The sequence below is a fragment of the Roseateles sp. GW835-FHT13E02 genome, assembly GCF_058794035.1.
The window spans coordinates 152,150-168,939 of record NZ_JBXAGJ010000005.1 but is presented as its reverse complement, the minus strand read 5'-3'; the positions used below and the strand labels follow the sequence as shown (position 1 = coordinate 168,939).

The 16,790-nt window shown below is 66.0% G+C and carries 17 protein-coding genes and 1 riboswitch; of the genes, 9 read left to right on the top strand and 8 right to left on the bottom strand.

Annotated features, from left to right (window positions below; translation table 11 throughout):
* Positions 1-28 precede the first annotated feature (28 nt).
* Positions 29-916: an LpxL/LpxP family acyltransferase gene (locus tag AC1Q6P_RS06895; RefSeq protein WP_492665523.1), complete on the bottom strand. Its 888-nt coding sequence runs from the start codon at positions 914-916 to the stop codon at positions 29-31.
* Complete coding sequence (locus AC1Q6P_RS06890) at positions 917-1,843, bottom strand: lysophospholipid acyltransferase family protein (RefSeq protein ID WP_492665522.1); 927 nt, start codon at positions 1,841-1,843, stop codon at positions 917-919.
* Positions 1,844-2,020: 177 nt separating this feature from the next.
* Between AC1Q6P_RS06890 and metK the strand changes: the two genes are divergently transcribed.
* A complete protein-coding gene (gene metK, locus AC1Q6P_RS06885) occupies positions 2,021-3,199 on the top strand; it encodes a methionine adenosyltransferase (RefSeq protein WP_271008163.1) in 1,179 nt (392 codons plus the stop codon).
* A 332-nt stretch (positions 3,200-3,531) separates the two neighbouring features.
* Here the strand turns inward: metK and AC1Q6P_RS06880 are convergent, their stop codons facing one another.
* Both AC1Q6P_RS06880 and AC1Q6P_RS06875 read right to left on the bottom strand, forming a co-directional pair.
* On the bottom strand, positions 3,532-3,903 hold the full coding sequence (locus AC1Q6P_RS06880; RefSeq protein WP_102768247.1) for a response regulator: 372 nt from the start codon (positions 3,901-3,903) through the stop codon (positions 3,532-3,534).
* Positions 3,904-4,010: 107 nt separating this feature from the next.
* Entirely contained in the window at positions 4,011-4,976 is a 966-nt protein-coding gene (locus tag AC1Q6P_RS06875; RefSeq protein ID WP_165794596.1) for a chemotaxis protein CheX, read from the bottom strand.
* 179 nt (positions 4,977-5,155) lie between these two features.
* Here AC1Q6P_RS06875 and AC1Q6P_RS06870 point away from each other — a divergent pair, with 179 nt between their 5' ends.
* The 6 genes from AC1Q6P_RS06870 to AC1Q6P_RS06845 all read left to right on the top strand — a co-directional run bounded on the left by AC1Q6P_RS06870 (position 5,156) and on the right by AC1Q6P_RS06845 (position 11,250).
* Positions 5,156-5,818 (top strand): DUF2238 domain-containing protein, encoded by a 663-nt coding sequence (locus AC1Q6P_RS06870; RefSeq protein WP_492665521.1) that lies wholly within the window; start codon positions 5,156-5,158, stop codon positions 5,816-5,818.
* A gap of 11 nt (positions 5,819-5,829) precedes the next feature.
* Positions 5,830-6,933, top strand: a complete 1,104-nt coding sequence (locus tag AC1Q6P_RS06865; protein ID WP_492665520.1) for a DNA glycosylase AlkZ-like family protein — start codon at positions 5,830-5,832, stop codon at positions 6,931-6,933.
* Between the two features lie 80 nt (positions 6,934-7,013).
* Positions 7,014-7,136: riboswitch (S-adenosyl-L-homocysteine riboswitch) on the top strand.
* Between the two features lie 132 nt (positions 7,137-7,268).
* Positions 7,269-8,705 carry an adenosylhomocysteinase gene (gene ahcY, locus AC1Q6P_RS06860; protein ID WP_102768251.1) on the top strand — a complete coding sequence of 479 codons (1,437 nt, stop codon included), beginning with the start codon at positions 7,269-7,271 and terminating at the stop codon, positions 8,703-8,705.
* Positions 8,706-8,856: 151 nt separating this feature from the next.
* Complete coding sequence (locus AC1Q6P_RS06855) at positions 8,857-9,633, top strand: TlyA family RNA methyltransferase (protein WP_171828224.1); 777 nt, start codon at positions 8,857-8,859, stop codon at positions 9,631-9,633.
* On the top strand, positions 9,630-10,475 hold the full coding sequence (gene metF, locus AC1Q6P_RS06850; RefSeq protein ID WP_171828223.1) for a methylenetetrahydrofolate reductase [NAD(P)H]: 846 nt from the start codon (positions 9,630-9,632) through the stop codon (positions 10,473-10,475). The genes AC1Q6P_RS06855 and metF overlap by 4 nt, the downstream gene beginning before the upstream one ends.
* Positions 10,476-10,623: 148 nt before the next feature.
* Entirely contained in the window at positions 10,624-11,250 is a 627-nt protein-coding gene (locus AC1Q6P_RS06845) for an OmpW/AlkL family protein (RefSeq protein ID WP_171828222.1), read from the top strand.
* A gap of 617 nt (positions 11,251-11,867) precedes the next feature.
* Here AC1Q6P_RS06845 and pepQ read toward each other — a convergent pair.
* Together pepQ and AC1Q6P_RS06835 are read right to left on the bottom strand one after the other, a co-directional pair.
* On the bottom strand, positions 11,868-13,190 hold the full coding sequence (gene pepQ / locus AC1Q6P_RS06840; protein ID WP_492664871.1) for a Xaa-Pro dipeptidase: 1,323 nt from the start codon (positions 13,188-13,190) through the stop codon (positions 11,868-11,870).
* A gap of 37 nt (positions 13,191-13,227) precedes the next feature.
* Entirely contained in the window at positions 13,228-13,791 is a 564-nt protein-coding gene (locus AC1Q6P_RS06835) for a 5-formyltetrahydrofolate cyclo-ligase (RefSeq protein ID WP_102768257.1), read from the bottom strand.
* Between the two features lie 109 nt (positions 13,792-13,900).
* Here AC1Q6P_RS06835 and AC1Q6P_RS06830 point away from each other — a divergent pair, with 109 nt between their 5' ends.
* The gene (locus AC1Q6P_RS06830) at positions 13,901-14,299 is read left to right on the top strand and encodes a TfoX/Sxy family protein (RefSeq protein ID WP_102768258.1); all 399 of its coding nucleotides are present in this window, start codon (positions 13,901-13,903) and stop codon (positions 14,297-14,299) included.
* A 30-nt stretch (positions 14,300-14,329) separates the two neighbouring features.
* Here the strand turns inward: AC1Q6P_RS06830 and AC1Q6P_RS06825 are convergent, their stop codons facing one another.
* A complete protein-coding gene (locus tag AC1Q6P_RS06825) occupies positions 14,330-14,662 on the bottom strand; it encodes a DUF2917 domain-containing protein (RefSeq protein WP_492664872.1) in 333 nt (110 codons plus the stop codon).
* Positions 14,663-14,796: 134 nt separating this feature from the next.
* Here AC1Q6P_RS06825 and AC1Q6P_RS06820 point away from each other — a divergent pair, with 134 nt between their 5' ends.
* Complete coding sequence (locus tag AC1Q6P_RS06820; RefSeq protein ID WP_492664873.1) at positions 14,797-15,879, top strand: LysR family transcriptional regulator; 1,083 nt, start codon at positions 14,797-14,799, stop codon at positions 15,877-15,879.
* Between the two features lie 6 nt (positions 15,880-15,885).
* Here the strand turns inward: AC1Q6P_RS06820 and AC1Q6P_RS06815 are convergent, their stop codons facing one another.
* On the bottom strand, positions 15,886-16,788 hold the full coding sequence (locus AC1Q6P_RS06815; protein ID WP_492664874.1) for a hypothetical protein: 903 nt from the start codon (positions 16,786-16,788) through the stop codon (positions 15,886-15,888).
* Positions 16,789-16,790: the final 2 nt, after the last annotated feature.

Below are 16,790 nucleotides of genomic sequence, written 5' to 3'. Positions count from 1 at the left end.
TATCAGGCCAGGCCGCCGCCCGCCCGGCTCAGTACAGAGAAGCTTCGCCCTCGGGCCGGGTCTTGAAACGCTTGTGCACCCAAAGGTACTGGGCCGGATTCTCGCGAATGCGCGCCTCCAACCAAGCGTTGAGCGTGCGCGCATCGGCCTCCAGATCGCCGCTGGGGTAGCCGGCCGGCGCCTCGAAGGCCTCGATCAGATAGCCCTGACCGCCCGGCTTCATGGTCACCACCAGGGGCTGCACCGTCATGCCCATGCTGCGCGCGATCTTGGCCGGGGCCAGCAGGGTGCAGGCGGGCACACCGAAAAAGGGGATAAAGGCCGAGTCCTTGGCACCGAAGTCCATGTCCGGCGCGTTCAAGAAGGCATAGCCTTCGCGGATCAGGCGCAGCACCGGGCGGATGCCGTCGTGGCGGTCGACAAACGCGGTCTTGCCGAAGCGGGCGCGCCCGGCCAGCAGCTGGGCGTCGAACACCGGATTGCTCTGGCGCGAGTAGACATCCACGCCAGGGCAGGTCTGGTTCAGCATCAGGGCCGGCGCCGCCCACTCCAGGCCGGCGAAATGCGGCAGCAACCACATCACCGGGGTCTCGGCCCGCTGGGCCAGCTGGATGTCGCCCTTGATCGTCATCAGGCGCTGCAGACGTTCGGCCGAGGCGAACCAGAGCAGGCCGCGCTCCAGCACGCTGCGGCCCATCCAAGCGAAATGCTCGCGCGCCAGGGCCTGGCGCTGGGCCGCGCTCAGCTCCGGAAAACAGAGCTCGATATTGCGCAAGGCGATGCGCCGGCGCGAGCGGGCCGCCCACCACAGCAGCCGCCCCAGGCCGCGGCCCAGGGCGGCCAGCAGCGGCAGCGGCAGAAAGTGCAGCAGCCAGAGCAGGCCGACGAGGAATTTGGCGCCCCAGATGGACAGCATTCAGCGCTCCGACTCAACGACAGGACCGGCTGCAGGTCCAGCCGCTGGCGCCGGCACGGCCGTCGGCGCAGCACCGATGTCCAAGCCACGTGGCTGCTTGTAGCGGTGGTAGCCCCAGAGGTACTGGCTGGGCGCTTGGAGAATCAGCTCTTCCATGGATCGATTGATATGAAGGGCGGCCGATTCTGGCGTCAATTCACGGCCGATCTCGGGGCCGGGTCGCACATGCACCACGAAACCCCGGCCTTTCTCTAGACGCTCGCCCCAAATCAGCAGGGCACGCGCGCCGGTCTGCTGCAGCAGGCGGCTGGCCAGGGTCATGGTGTAGGCCGGATGGCCGAAGAACGGCGCCCAGACACCCAGACCCTCGGGGGGCACCTGGTCGGGCAGCAGGCCGATGGTGTGGCCCTGGCGCAGAGCACGGATCATTTGCCGCACGCCGGCCAGGTTGGCTGGGGCCGTCTCCAGGCCCGGGCGGCCACGCGAGCCGTCCACCACCTCACGCAACCAGGCCTGGCGGGCCGGGCGGAACAGCACGGTGATGGGGGCATTGGCACTTTCGGCAAATCGCTCGGCATAGGCCTGGGCACAGATTTCGAAGCAGGCCAGGTGCGGCGTCATCAGCACCAGACCGCGCCGGTCCTGCAAGGCCTGCTCGATCAGCTCGGCGCCGTCCCAGCGGACGCGCTCGCCGAGCGGCGTGCCCGCCGGGCGCAGCCAGAGCCAGGGCAACTCGGCAATCATGCGCCCCGCCGCCGCCACGCCGCCGCGCACGGCCGGCCAGGCCAGGCCGGCCTGAGCCACATTGGCGCGGTAACGGCGCCGGTAGGTCGGCGAGGCCCAGAAGGTCAGCCAGCCCGCCATCGCGCCGACGGCATGGAGCAGACGCAAGGGACATTTAGAAAGAAGGCGAAGGAGCAGGAACATATTTCTATAATCAGCGCATCGCCGAGTTACTGAACAACTTGCGGGGCGATGCGGGCTTTATTCATGTGATTGAAGTCCCGCCGGGCAGCGATGCTCAACAAATGCTGCTAAAGCGTTCGCCGCGTCTCCAAACCAGACAGTCCGGCAACGCCGTCGAACTATCAAAGGAGTGTAAAAGTGGCGAACGATTTTCTCTTTACTTCGGAATCGGTTTCTGAAGGTCACCCGGACAAGGTGGCTGACCAGATCTCTGACGCGATTCTCGACGCAATCTTCACCCAAGACCCCTTGTCGCGCGTGGCAGCCGAAACCCTGACCAACACGGGTCTGGTGGTGCTGGCCGGTGAAATCACCACCAACGCCCATGTGGATTACATCCAGGTGGCGCGCGACACCATCAAGCGCATTGGCTACGACAACACCGAGTACGGCATCGACTACAAGGGTTGCGCCGTGCTGGTGGCCTACGACAAGCAGTCGAACGACATCGCCCAGGGCGTGGACCGCGCCAGCGACGACCATCTGAACATCGGCGCCGGCGACCAAGGCTTGATGTTCGGCTACGCCTGCGACGAGACGCCCGAGCTGATGCCGGCACCGATCTACTACGCCCACCGTCTGGTCGAGCGCCAGGCGCAGATGCGCAAGGACGGCCGCCTGCCCTTCCTGCGCCCGGACGCCAAGAGCCAGGTGACCATGCGCTATGTGGACGGCAAGCCGCACAGCATCGACACCGTGGTGCTGTCCAGCCAGCACGCGCCCGAGATGAGCGACGGCGCCAAGATGAAGCCCGCGTTCATCGAAGCGGTGATCGAGGAGATCATCAAGCCGGTGCTGCCCAAGGAATGGCTGAAGGACACGAAGTACCTGATCAACCCGACTGGCCGTTTCGTCATCGGCGGCCCGCAAGGTGATTGCGGCCTGACCGGCCGCAAGATCATCGTCGACACCTACGGCGGCGCCTGCCCGCACGGCGGCGGCGCCTTCTCGGGCAAGGACCCGAGCAAGGTCGACCGCTCGGCCGCCTATGCCGCCCGTTATGTGGCCAAGAACATCGTCGCCGCCGGCCTGGCGCGCCAGTGCCAGATCCAGGTCGCCTACGCCATCGGCGTGGCTCGCCCGATGAATGTGACGGTCTACACCGAAGGCACCGGCGTGATCAGCGACGACAAGATCGCCGCCCTGGTCAACGAGCACTTCGACCTGCGCCCCAAGGGCATCATCCAGATGCTGGACCTGCTGCGCCCGATCTACGCCAAGACCGCCGCCTACGGCCACTTCGGCCGCGAAGAGCCCGAGTTCACGTGGGAACGGACCGATAAGGCTGCAGCACTGCGTGCTGCAGCTGGGCTGTAAGCCCACCTCGCGCCAGCGAGGCATCGGTTCGTGGGCGATGCTCATGTTGCACAGCAACGTGAGCAGAGACCAACGGACTGACAAAGCGGCGGCGCTGCGTGCAGCGGCTGGCCTTTAAGGGCCAGAAGACGCCGCAGGCGAACCCGCCGCTTTGGGGCTTTGCTCATATCGCGCAGCGATGTGAGCAAAGCCCACAAGGCTGCAGCGCTGCGTGCAGCGGCTGGGCTGTAAGCCCACCTCGCACAGCGAGGCTTGCACCAGACAGGCCCACGCACCAACAGAAAGGCCGCTCCGGCATCCCCGGAGCGGCCTTTTTTCTTGGCCTGCGCGCTTCAGCTCAAGCCGCAGAATTTCTTGAACGGCGCCAGCACCGCATCGCCGCGGAAGGGCTTGACGATCCAGCCGGTTACGCCGACATCCTTGCCGCGCGAGCGCATGGCGGGGTTGTCTTCGGTGGTGAGCATGATGATGCGCACATCCTTGTTGCCCAGCTCCTTGCGGATCTTCTCGGCCATGGTCAGGCCGTCCATATTGGGCATGTTGACATCGCTGACGATGAGCTTGATGCCGGGGTCGCTGCGCAGCTGCAGCAGGCCATCGCGCCCATCGGTGGCCACGGCGACCTGAAAGCCGTTCTGGCTCAGGTAACCGGCCACGATTTCGCGCATGGTGTTGGAGTCGTCAACCACCAGAACATTCGCCATCTTGTTTCCTCCTCGCGCCAACCTCGAGGGTCACGCTGGGCTTGATTGATTGATTGATTGATTGAGTATGTAAAAGATTGGGCAAGAGCTTTGGCCGCGCTCAACGCTCAAAAGAGTTCCAGCTCGCCGGTGGGGCCGACCTCGGGCGCCTCGGCGTCGAACTCGGCGAACTCATCGGGCGACCAGTGCAGATTGAAGATGAAGCGCTGCACGATCATCAGCGGCGGCAGGCCCGGCCGGAAGGGATCGGAGAGCTGGTAGCGGATGCACAGCTGTGGGTCCTGCGAGCCAAAGGAGATGTATTTGTGCTCGTGGTTGATGACGATGGGCACCTGGGTCTGCTGGTTGGCAAAGGCCTTGGGCGGGATGTAGCGATTCTTGAACGCACCCCAGATCAGGTTGGTGGTCTCGCCCAGCATGTGGTTGAGCTCGCGGAAATTCAGGTCGCCACCGATGCCGGCGTAGCTGAAGCCCTGGATCAGGCCCTGGCGCAGCGCGCTTTCCTCGGTCTGCAGCATCATGTAACCGCGGCACCAGGTGCTCTCGATGGCGATCAGGGTGGAGACCTCGCCGTGGATGATGCGGTCGTGCACCACATAGGGCGACTCGGACACCACCAGGGCATTGGGGAACATGGCGGCCAGGGCCGAGCGGGTCAGCTCGACGATGCCGTAGACCAGGCGCGTCGGGTAGCGCAGGCTGAAGATCGAGTACTCGACCGCGGCCTTGAGGTGGTCCAGGTCGCCGGTGTTCCAGCGGTGGCGCACCACTTTTTCTTCCTCGGGCGTGAGCGGCCGGTCGGTGGTGCGGCGCAAAAAGATGGGCAGCTCGGGCCGCAGCTTGTGGATGGCGCGCGCCAGGTGCAGACCGTCCTCGCCCTCGCAAGGCAGGTCTTCTGCCAGCAGCACCCCGCCGAGGTCCTTGTTCTGGGCCAGGGTGGCCAAGGCATCGGCTGACGAGCGGGGAAAGGCCATCAGGCCCACGGACTGGCAAAACTCGGTCAGCACCTGGTACTGCGCGGCGTCATGCTCCAGCAGCAGTACCTTGGCTTCAAGTTGGGTGGTTTCGGTCATGATGCGTCCACGGAAAAGCCATCCTGGCCTGCACGCAGGCCGACACCGCCCAGTGGCCCGGGCGTTCTCGGTTTTCGGCAGCCGGCGGCAAAGGTTGAGGGCAATTGCAGGCCGGGGATCGCACAGCAGCCCAGGTTTCACCTGACGCCCCCGCCTCGGGCGGCGGCCACAATGCCGGCATGCCTGCTGTACCCTCGTCCCGTTCGACCCCATTCACCCCGCCGGCGCAGCTCAGCGCCACGCAGCTGGCCCTGCTGGCCGGGCTCAATCTCGCCGTGCTGGCCTGGAGCCGCCTGGGTGCCTTCGATGCCGCCACCTGGTGGATGGAGGTGGCGCCGGTGCTGCTGGTCTGGCCGCTGCTGCTGGCCACGCAGCGGCGCTTCCCGCTCACGCCCTTGCTGCTGGGCCTGATCTTTGTCCACGCCCTGATCCTGATCGCTGGCGGCCACTACAGCTACGCCCGCGTGCCCCTGGGTGACTGGCTGCGCGAGATGTTGGCCCTGGGCCGCAATCCCTACGACGGCCTCGGCCATCTGGCGCAAGGCTTCATCCCCGCCATCGCAGCACGCGAGCTGCTGCTGCGCAAGACCGGGCTGCAGCGCGGCGGCTGGCTGTTCACCGTGGTGACGGCCTGCTGCCTGGCCATCAGCGCCATCTACGAACTGATCGAATGGGGCGCCGCGGTGGCCCTGGGTCAGGGCGCCGATGAATTCCTGGGCGCCCAGGGCGACCCCTGGGACACGCAGAAAGACATGACCCTGGCCTGGCTGGGCGCCATGCTGGCCCAGCTGCTGCTGGCGCGCGCCCATGACCGCGCGCTGGAGCGCCTCGCGCAGAACTGACACCAAAGCCCATGCCCGCCGCCGCCCTCACCCTGACCCTGCCCGATCTGCGCCGCTACGCCGTGGCGCGCAGCCTATTCAAGCCCACCAGCCTGCCCCAGGCCATCCAGCGCCTGGGCTTTGTCCAGGCCGACCCGATCCGCGCCCCGGCGCGGGCGCAAGACCTGACCCTGAGGCACCGCGTCAAGGACTACCGCGCCGGCGATCTGGAGCGCCGCTACACCCGGTTGGCGGTGGAAGAGGATTGCCTGGTCAACTACGGCTTCCTGCCGCGCGAGCACCTCAAGCTCATGCATCCGCGCAGCGCCAAGCGCGCCTGGGACGCCAAGACGCGCGCTCAGGCCGAGGCCATCCAGGCCTTTGTGCAAGCGAAGGGGCCCTGCCACCCGCGCGAGATCCAGCAGCATTTCAATCTGGGCTCCACCCGCAATGCCTGGGGCGGCAGCAGCAATGCCACCACCCATTTGCTGGACGGCATGCATTACCGCGGCCTGCTGCGCGTGCAGCAGCGTGAGCAAGGCCAGCGCATCTACAGCGCCGTGGCCCACACGCCCGATCCGCGCACACCGCACGAGAAAGCCCAGGCCTTGCTGGATCTGGTGCTGGCCAAGTACGCGCCCCTGCCTTCGCGCAGCCTCGGCCATTTGTGCAGCCTGCTCGGCTATGGCGCGCCACACCTGCGCGGCGAGCTACGCCAGGTGCTGGCCCAGGCGCGCAAGACCTGGCCCCAAGCCCAGGTCGAAGGCCAGACCTGGTTCTGGCCCGAGGGCGAGAACCCCGGCTCCAAGCGCTGGAAGCTGGACGAAGCGGTGCGCCTGCTGGCCCCCTTCGACCCCGTGGTCTGGGACCGCCTGCGCTTTGAACAATTCTGGGGCTGGGCCTACCGTTTCGAGGCCTACACGCCCGCGCCCAAGCGCAAGCTGGGCTACTACGCCCTGCCCCTGCTCTGGCGCGGCGAGGTGATCGGCTGGGGCAATGTCAGCAGCGCCGAGGGGCGCTTGCAGGCACAGCTGGGCTATGTGGCCGGCAGGGCGCCCCGCGAGCCCGGCTTCAGCGCCGCGCTGGACGAAGAACTGGCCGCCATGGCCCGCTTCCTGGGTGTGGATGCCCCCTGAGTCCTGAGCTCGGGCCGGGATTGGCGGGAAAACCCGGCCTGTTCCAAGCGCGAAAGTGGCGCTTGCGACTAGAATTCGTCCGTTCCGAGGAGCGTTGCAACCTGCCGGTCTGGCTTCAGACCCCCAGGCCAGGCTCGGAAAAATTTGCACAGCGGCCTCGTCATCCCCTCGGCCCTGTTCATTGGCAACCGCGCTCACCCGCTGACGTCCTTGCGTGGGTGAACGGTTGCATGCATCAAACCAGGGTTCGGAGCACCGAACCGGTTTTTTTCGTCCTCCCCCTCCTCCAGGCAATGAATGCAGCGGCTTCATATTTCGCATGAAGGAGCTGATCCATGACCGCCCAAACCACCACCTCGCTGGCCGCTGACCAGTACCACATTGCCGACCTGTCCCTGGCCGCCTGGGGTCGCAAGGAACTGACGATTGCCGAGAGCGAAATGCCGGCGCTGATGGCCATTCGCAAGGAATACGCCGCCACCCAGCCGCTCAAGGGCGCCCGCATCACCGGCTCGCTGCACATGACCATCCAGACCGGCGTGCTGGTCGAAACCCTGCAAGCGCTGGGTGCCGAAGTGCGCTGGGCCTCGTGCAATATCTTCTCGACCCAGGACCACGCCGCCGCCGCCCTGGTGGCCCGTGGCACGCCGGTGTTCGCCTACAAGGGCGAGACCCTGGAAGACTACTGGGACTACACGCACCGCATTTTTGAGTTCGCCGGCAAGGGCGAGCCAGGCGAAGGCCCGAACATGATCCTGGACGACGGCGGCGATGCCACGCTGCTGATGCACCTGGGTCAGAAGGCCGAGAAGGACCTGTCGGTGCTGGACAAGCCGGGCAGCGAAGAAGAGCGCATCCTGTTCGCCGCCATCAAGGCCAAGATCGCTCAAGACCCGACTTGGTACACCCGCAAGAGCGCCGAGATCATCGGCGTGACCGAAGAGACCACCACCGGCGTGCTACGCCTGAACGAAATGGCGGCCAAGGGCAGCCTGCTGTTCCGCGCCATCAACGTCAATGACTCGGTGACCAAGAGCAAGTTCGACAACCTCTACGGCTGCCGCGAATCGCTGGTGGACGCCATCAAGCGCGCCACCGACGTGATGGTGGCCGGCAAGATCGCCGTGGTGGCAGGCTACGGTGACGTGGGCAAGGGCTCGGCCCAGGCCCTGCGCGCCCTGTCGGCGCAAGTCTGGGTGACCGAGATCGACCCGATCTGCGCCCTGCAAGCCGCCATGGAAGGCTACCGCGTGGTGACCATGGAATACGCGGCCGACAAGGCCGATATCTTCGTCAGCGCCACCGGCAACAAGAACGTGATCCGCTACGAGCACATGGCCGCGATGAAGAACAACGCCATCGTCTGCAATATCGGTCACTTCGACAACGAGATCGATGTCGCCTCGCTGTCCAAGTGTGGCTGGGACGAGATCAAGCCGCAGGTCGACCACGTCATCTTCCCCGATGGCAAGCGCATCATCCTGCTGGCCAAGGGCCGTCTGGTGAACCTGGGCTGCGGCACGGGTCACCCGAGCTATGTGATGTCGTCCAGCTTCGCCAACCAGACCATCGCCCAGATCGAGCTGTTCGCCCACAAGGACGCCTACGACATCGGCAAGGTCTATGTGCTGCCCAAGCATCTGGACGAGAAGGTGGCCCGCCTGCAGCTGACCACGCTGAATGCGCAGCTGAGCGAATTGAGCGATGAGCAGGCGGCGTACATCGGGGTGCCGAAGACCGGCCCCTTCAAGCCCAACACCTACCGCTATTGATCGGAGGAGGGCTACTGCGCGGCGCTCAGGCGTCGTTGGGCGGTGCTCGGAATCCTCAGGTACCCCAAGTACCTTCCGGTTCCGGCGCTCCGTCCGCCTAGCCTGAGCACCGCTCGCTACGCCCTGGCAAGACTGAGTTTCCTTTTCACCTATGCGCGCTGATCAACTGTTAGTTTCCAAAGGCCTGGCGCCGACTCGTTCGGCGGCGCAGCGGCTGATTTCGGCCGGCGCGGCGCAGTGGCGGGCGCCCAAGGACTGGCAGGCCATCCGCAAGGCGGGTGAAGAGTTGCCGGAGCATTGTGAGCTGCGCGTCAGCGATGACGCAGAGTTGCGCTTTGTTTCGCGCGGCGGGCTCAAGCTGGAGGGCGCGCTGCAGCAAAGCGGCCTGGATGTGCGCGGCCTGACGGTGCTGGACATGGGCCAGAGCACCGGCGGCTTCACCGACTGCCTGCTGAAAGCGGGCGCGGCCAAGGTCGTGGGCGTGGACGTGGGCCACAGCCAGCTGCATGAACAGCTGCGCCAGCACCCCCAGGTGGTAGGGCTGGAGCATCTGCATGTGCGCGAGCTGGCCGGTTCAGCCTTGGCGCAGCACGCGCCGCCCGAGGGCTTTGCCCTGATCGTCGGCGACCTCAGCTTCATCTCCATGCTGGGGGCCTTGCCGCATCTGGCGGCTTGGCTGGCGCCCCAGGGTCAGGTCTTGCTGCTGGTGAAGCCGCAGTTCGAGCTGGGCAAGAAAGCCTTGGCCCGCGGCGGCCTGGTCAAGGACGCCAAGCAATACCCGCTGCTGGAAACCCAGGCCCGCCAGGCCGCCCGAGATCAGGGCTGGCAGGTGCTGGGCTATTTTGAGAGCGCCATCACCGGCGGTGACGGCAACAAGGAATTTTTCCTCTGGGCGCAGGCACCAGAGCATGCGAAAGACAAGCCATGAGTACTGCAACACCCCGCGTGCCCGTCAGCTTCGAGTTCTTCCCGCCCAACACCCCGGTGGGCACCGAGAAGCTCAAGACCGTGGTGCAAGACCTGAGCGTGCTGAATCCGCATTACTTCAGCGTCACCTACGGCGCCGGCGGCTCCACCCGCGAGAAGACCCTGAGCACGGTGATGGACATTGCGGCCGCTGGCTATGAGGCCGCACCGCATCTGTCCTGCGTGGGCTCCACGCGCGAGAACATTGCCGAAATCTTGGCCACCTACCGCGCGCAAAACATCCGCCGCGTGGTCGCCCTGCGCGGTGATCTGCCCAGCGGCACGGCCACCGCTGGTGAATTCCGTTATGCATCGGAGCTGGTCGCATTCATCCGCGAAACTCAGGGCCCGGACTGGCAGATTGAAGTGGCCGCCTACCCCGAGTACCACCCGCAGCAACGCTACGCGGCCAAGGACCTGCAGCACTTCGCCGCCAAGATGCGCGCGGGCGCCAACTCGGCCATCACGCAGTTCTTCTTCAACCCGGACGCCTACTTCCACTTCGTCGACGAAGTGCGCAAGCTGGGCGTGGACGCACCCATCGTGCCGGGCATCATGCCCTTCCACAACTACGCCCGCATCGCGCAGTTCGCCGCACGCGACGGCATCGAGATCCCGCGCTGGGTGGCGCTGAAGATGGAGGGCTATATGGACGACGCGGCCAGCATCCGCGAGTTCGGCCTGGAGGTGATGACGCGCGTCTGCGAGCGCCTGATCGCCGGCGGCGCGCCCAGCATCCACTTCTATACGCTCAATCAATCGGCGCTGACGCTGGCGTTGTGCAAACGCCTCGGCCTCGGCTGAGTTTCTTGCGTCAGATCAATTCCAAACGGCCCTCCTCGCGAGGGCCTTTTTGCGTTTGCGCCAGATCAAGGGTTAACCCCTTGCGCAGCGATTCAATGGCTTCCATCGGGAACAGATTTGATTGATCCCATACCTAGGAAGCCAAAAAATGATCTCCAAGACTTTTGCTCGCACCGCCGCCGCCGCCCTGGCTCTCGCCACCCTAGCTGGCGCTTCCTTCAACGCCGCAGCCCAAGAAAGCCCCTGGCTGATGCGCGTGCGCGCCGTGAACCTGGATTCGGCAAACAAGGACAGCACCGGCCTGGGCCTGACCGTGAACAACAAGGTCATCCCTGAAGTGGACTTCAGCTACTTCGTGACCCCGAACTTCGCCCTGGAACTGATCCTGACCGTGCCGCAAAAGCACACCCTGAAGTCCAAGGGCACCGACATCGGCTCGCTGAAGCACCTGCCCCCGACCCTGTCGGCCCAGTACCACTTCAACCCGACCGGCGGCTTCCGCCCCTACGTCGGCGCCGGCGTGAACTACACCAACTTCTCGGCCGTGAAGTTCGACGCCGCCGTGGACGCTGCCCTGCATCCCAGCATCAAGCGCAACAGCTACGGTCTGTCCTTCCAAGTCGGCGCTGACATCGAGCTGAGCAAGAACCTGTACCTGAACGTGGACGTGAAGAAGGTCCAAATCGGCACCAAGGTCTACTCCAGCGGCACCGAAGTCGGCAAGTTCAAAGTCGACCCCACCCTGGTCGGCGTGGGTCTGGGCTTCCGCTTCTAATTCGGCGCCCACCCAGACAGATTCACGCTGTCATCTCCAACGCCACTCTCAACGGTGGCCGCGTCTGAGATCAAGACGCCATGCCGCTGCAGCTTGAAGAAAGCGCAGCGGCTTTTTTCGTCGGCTGGAAGCGGCACGAAGCAGCCTTTGGTTTTGCTCGTGAGGCCCTGCAGCCCGTGCCGCTGCCAGGCTCATGGTTCCGGGGTCGGCCCTAACGGGCCGACTTCCCTGCGCTGCACAAATCGCCCGGCAGCGGCCCGGGCTGCAGGGCGCTTGCATCGCGATCGATGTGCCCCTCGTCGGTGGGGGACGCCTGCTTCGGAGGTGGCTCGGCCCGCCGCCGGGCGATTTGTGCGCGGCCGAGGGCGCAGCGGAGCGGCTCAGGCGCGTGTACTCACGCGCATCAAGCTCTGACTCGGCGCCACTGTTTGACCGCAGTGAGCGCAGCGAACGGAGGGAGTTTGGCGCCGCTGAGCCGCGCAGTGAGCACCGAGGGCAGTCGGCTCGAAGAGCCGACCCGCGAACCATGAGCCCGGCGGCGGGCCGAGACACCGCAGCGAGAAAGATCAATCAAGACAGCGGAAGTCCGCTCTGCGCCGAAACCCGCCCGATCAACCTCAGCTCAAACTCGCAAACGCATCCCGCGTCAGATTCTCGGCCGGGCCTTCCGCACGGCAGACCACATCGTCTTCGATGCGGATGCCGCCGAAGCGGCTCAGGCGCTCGACCTTGGCCCAGTCCACGCTGGAGGCCGAGGCACTGACGCGCAGCTGGCGCAGCAGGGTCGGGATGAAGTAAAGGCCCGGTTCGATGGTCACCACCATGCCGGCCGTCAGAGGGCGGGTCAGGCGCAGATAGGGATGGCCTTCGGGCTTGGGCGAAACGGCACCGGTTTCATCGGCCATGAAGCCGCCCGCATCGTGCACCTGCAGGCCCAGCAAATGGCCGATGCCATGCGGGAAGAAAATGCTGGTCACGCGCTCGGCCAGCTGCGCTTCCACGCTCATGCGCACCAGGCCCTGGTCTTGCAGGATGGCGGCAATGCGGCGGTGGGTGCTCAGATGGATGTCGCGGTAGTCCACCCCGGCACGCACCTCGTCCACCAGCGCCAGCTGGGCTGATTCCATGGCAGCCAGCAAGGCATCGAACTCGGCACTGTCGGCACCACCGGCCGACCAGGTGCGCGTGATGTCCGAGGCATAACCATTCACTTGCGCGCCCGCGTCGATCAAGAAGCTGCGGCTCTGGGCCGGGCGCTGCGTGTCCTGGTACTGGTAGTGCAGCACGGCGCAATGTTCATTGAGCGCGACGATATTGCCGTAGGGCAGATCGCGGTCGGTGTGGCCGGCGGCGATCAGATAGGCACGGTGGATCTCAGCCTCCGAGCCGCCGGCCAGGAAGGCATCGCGCGCGGCCAGATGGGCCGGCGCGGCGCGGCGCGAGGCGGCGCGCATCTGCTCCAGCTCATACGCCGTTTTGTAGGCGCGCTGGTAGTGCAGCAGGTGGATCAGGTCCTGTGGGTTGTTGGGCACCACGCCCTCGAGCGCGGCATCGGCCTCGCCAATGATGGCCAGGCGTCCGGGCACCTGCAGATGGACGGCGGCGTCTTCGGCGCGGCTGATGACGATCAGCTCCACATGCTGCACCCACTCGCCGGTCGGCGCGCTGGGCGGCACATGCCAGTAATCATCGGGCTGGTAGTAGACGACGCGCGGCTTGTGGCCGGGGCGCAGCAGCAGCCAGCTGTTGGGATGCTGGGTCAGCGGCAACCAATGCTTGAAATGCGGGTTGGGCTGGAACAGATAGGGCCGGTCGTCGAGAAAGGCGTACTTCTCGATGCCGGACGCGATCAGCAGCGCGTCAAAGCCGGTGCGCGCCAGGGCGCTTTCCAGCTGTGTTTGCAGCTGGGCCAGGTGTTGGGCGTAGGTCGTCGTGCTCATGGCTGCGGATTGTCGGCCATGGCGGGCTGAAGAATGCTCAGCCTTCGCGGTCCCAGACCACACCTTCTTCGGTCAAGACGGCATCCAGCGGCACATCATGCGGCTCGGCCTTGAGCATGGGCAGAAAGCCATGGGCATAGCCCACCCCCGCCGTGGCCGGCCGCGGTTGCAGCTCGGCCAGGGTGCGGTCCATGAAACCACCGCCATAACCCAAACGCAGGCCGAAGGGCCCGAAACCCACACAGGGCACCAGCAGCAGCTGCGGCTCAAAGGTGGCGGTGTCCTTGGGCTTGGGGATGCCGTAGGCATCGTCCTCCATCGGGCAGCCGGGGTACCAGACATGGAAGCGAAGCGTGCCGTGCTCCTTGTCCACCACCGGCAGGCCGATGCGTCGATCCGGGTGGGCCTCGCTCCAGCGGTACAGCGCCGGCAGCGGATCGAACTCGCCCTTGATCGGCCAGTAAGCGCCAATGGTCAATTCACGCCGCCGCACCAGCCAGACCCGCAGCACGCTTTGCAATTGCTCGGCCAGCTCCAGCCGGTGGGGCAGGTTCAGGCGATCCTGGATCAGCTTGTGGCGCAAGGCGGCGCGGTCGTTCATGTCCACTGACAACTCCCTGGGAACATTCGGGCAGGCAATTCGGAAGGCCCCGCGATTGTGAGCGGACTTCGCGCCGCGCCCAGGCAGGAACAGCCCCTATATTTGACCCATGTCCAAGGATTCCCAAGAACTGCTCCACCACAGCCTGGAGCTGCTGGCCCCGCTGGGGCCGCTGCGCAGCCGACGCATGTTTGGCGGCTGGGGCATTTATGTCGACGACATCTTCATCGCCCTGATTGCCTTCGATCAGCTCTACCTGAAAGCCGACGCCGAAAGCCGGCCGCAGTTCGAAGCCGCCGGCTGCGCGCCCTTCCAGTACGAGCGCGAAGGTCAGGTCTTGAGCCTGGGCTATTTTGTGGCGCCCGAGGAGGCCATGGAGTCCCCCGCTCTGATGGTGCCCTGGGCGCGCCTGGCCTTGGGGGCCGCGTTGCGGGCGCGGGCGAGCAAGGCCCCAAAACCTGCGGCGAAAAAGAAGCCGGCCGCCGCCAAGAAGGCAGCGCCGCGCTGAAGTGCGGCCTCAGGTTTCAGACGTCAAGCCTCAGGCTGCCGCCAGGCAGCCCATGGCATTCCGCTCCTGAGCCGCCGCGCGCCGCTCACCCAGCCGCGCCTGCAGCGCCGGGCAGGCCGAGGGCGGCACCAGCAGTTGGAAGTCGGCCTGCGGCCAGGCCTCGATCACCACCTGGCTGCCCGAGGCCAGGGCCAAGGATTGACCGGCCTGCAGCCAGACATCCTCAGAAGGCGCCTCAGGGCGGCCAGGCTGGGTCAGCCAAAGGCGGCCGCTGCTCACGCGCAGCTCGCGCGCCCCGGGGCCGATCTTGAAACTCAGGGCCTCGCCCTCGGCCAGGCGCCACAATGCTTGCGATTCACTCATGATTACTGCTCCCGCTGTTCCCGTCCCGAGGTGACACAGACCTTGCAAACACCCTCATGGACATGAGTGAATACTAGGGTTCCCCCGGAGCGGCGTCCAATGAGACTGCCGCAGACGATTGATACCATTCGCGCATGAATGGCAAGCACCCCTCCGACCCGCAACCCGCGCGGCTGCCCCTGTCCAGCCGGCAGCGGCCGCTGTCCATCGGCCCTCTGCGCGCCTTCGAGGCGGTGGCCCGTCTGCTCAGTTTTCGCGCCGCGGCTGAAGAGCTGCACCTGACCCAATCGGCCATCAGCCGCCAGATCCGATCGCTGGAGGACGAGATCGGCTGCACCTTGTTCCTGCGCGGCACGCGTTTCGTGGAACTGAGCGCCGACGGCGCGGTGTTGCGCCAGCAGGTCCTGCCTTTGCTCGAACGGCTGGATCAGACAGTGCGCCAGATCCGCCAGTCGCGCGGCCGGCGTGTGGTCAATGTGACCACTTTTGCCTCCTTCGCCTCGCTCTGGCTGATCCCGCGGCTGGAGGCTTTCCAGCGCGAACATCCGGACATCGACATCCGCGTCTCGGCCAATGATGTGGTGATCGATCTCGACGACAGCGAGTTCGACGTGGCCCTGCGTTACATCTCGAAAGAACAGACGCCGCCCGGTGCCGAGCGCCTGTTCGGCGAGACGCTGACCCCGGCCATCGGCCGCTGGGCCGCCGAGCGCGCCGCGGCCGGCGAAGCCCCTCCCCTGCGCCGACCGGCCGATCTGGCCGCCTACAGCCTGGCCGAAGAAGACGACTCGCGCGCCAGCACCGAATACCTGGGCTGGCGCCGTTGGCTGCGCACGCATGGCGTGGGCGAGCTGCAGCCGCGCCGCTGGATGTACCTCAACTTCACCTACCAGCAAGTGCAAGCAGCCCTGGCCGGACAAGCGGTGGCACTGGCGCGCGTGGCCCTGGTCAGCGAACAGCTGCATCGCGGCGATCTGGTCGAGCCCTTCGGCCCGGCCGGCCGCATGAGCAGCCCCATCTCCTACTGGCAGCTGCAATCCCGCCACAGCCGCGAGCGCACCGAAGTGCGCCAGTTCTGCGACTGGGTCAGCGCGCAGGCGGCGCAGACGCGGGCGGACATTGGCGAGGCCGACGCACCAGCCGAAGCAGCCGAAGCAGCCGAAGCAGCAGCCAACACAGCAAGCAAATCAGAAAGCAACAGGCCCGCCGAGGCCTGAATCCGGCTAGAGCCGAGCCCAGGACGCCGTCTTGGTATTGAAGAAGCCCGACTGCGTGTAGGCCTTGCGCACCACGCCTTGTTGCAGCAGACGCTGCAGGCCGATGTCCAAAGCGCTGCGCAGGCCGAAGCCTTGCGGGTGCTCGCGCGCCAGCAGGTAGTGGCGGGTGCCGCGCAGGCTGATCTTGAGGCCCGGGATCGGCACCAGGCGCACCTTGCCCACGGTCAGTGACAGATCGGGCGTGGCCTGGAACGGCGCCAGCAGCAGATCGGCCCGGCCCGCCTCCACCATGCGCGGCATCAGCTCCCAGTTGGTGACGTGCTGGCGCCGGTGAATGCCCAGTTGTTCCAGCGTCGCCCAGTCGACCACCCAGTTGCGGTTGGACAGCACGCTCAAGGCCCGCACATCGGCCAAGCTGCGCGCGCTCATGGCGCGGCGGTTGCTCTCCACGGTGTACAGCCCCGCCTCGAATTCGCCTGCCTGAACCATGGCGCGACTCAGCATCACGCCCTGCCCGGAGCCCATGGTGTCCTGCTCCCAATAGGTGGTGGCGCTGCAGACCAGCCGGCCGGTACTGATTTCCCGCAACAAACGCTCGCCTGAGGGCATGTCGACAAATTCCAGCGGATGGGCCCATCCGCCCAGGGCCAAAGCCTGATGCAGCAGCACCACCTCAACCACATCGCGGCGCGAGTGCGGGCCGGAAAAATCGCTGAGGGTCAACGGATCTCGGCGGTTCAGGAAACGGCCGTAATCGACCATCACATCGGCCGGAACCGCAGCCTGGATGGAGCTCGGCACGGCCTCGCCCGCCATGGCCTCGGATGGCGGCAAGACTGCAGCAGACAGGGCCGTCAGCGCACGGCCCAGGCAGCTCCGGCGGCTCAGCGCGCCCTTCAACTCGCGCACTC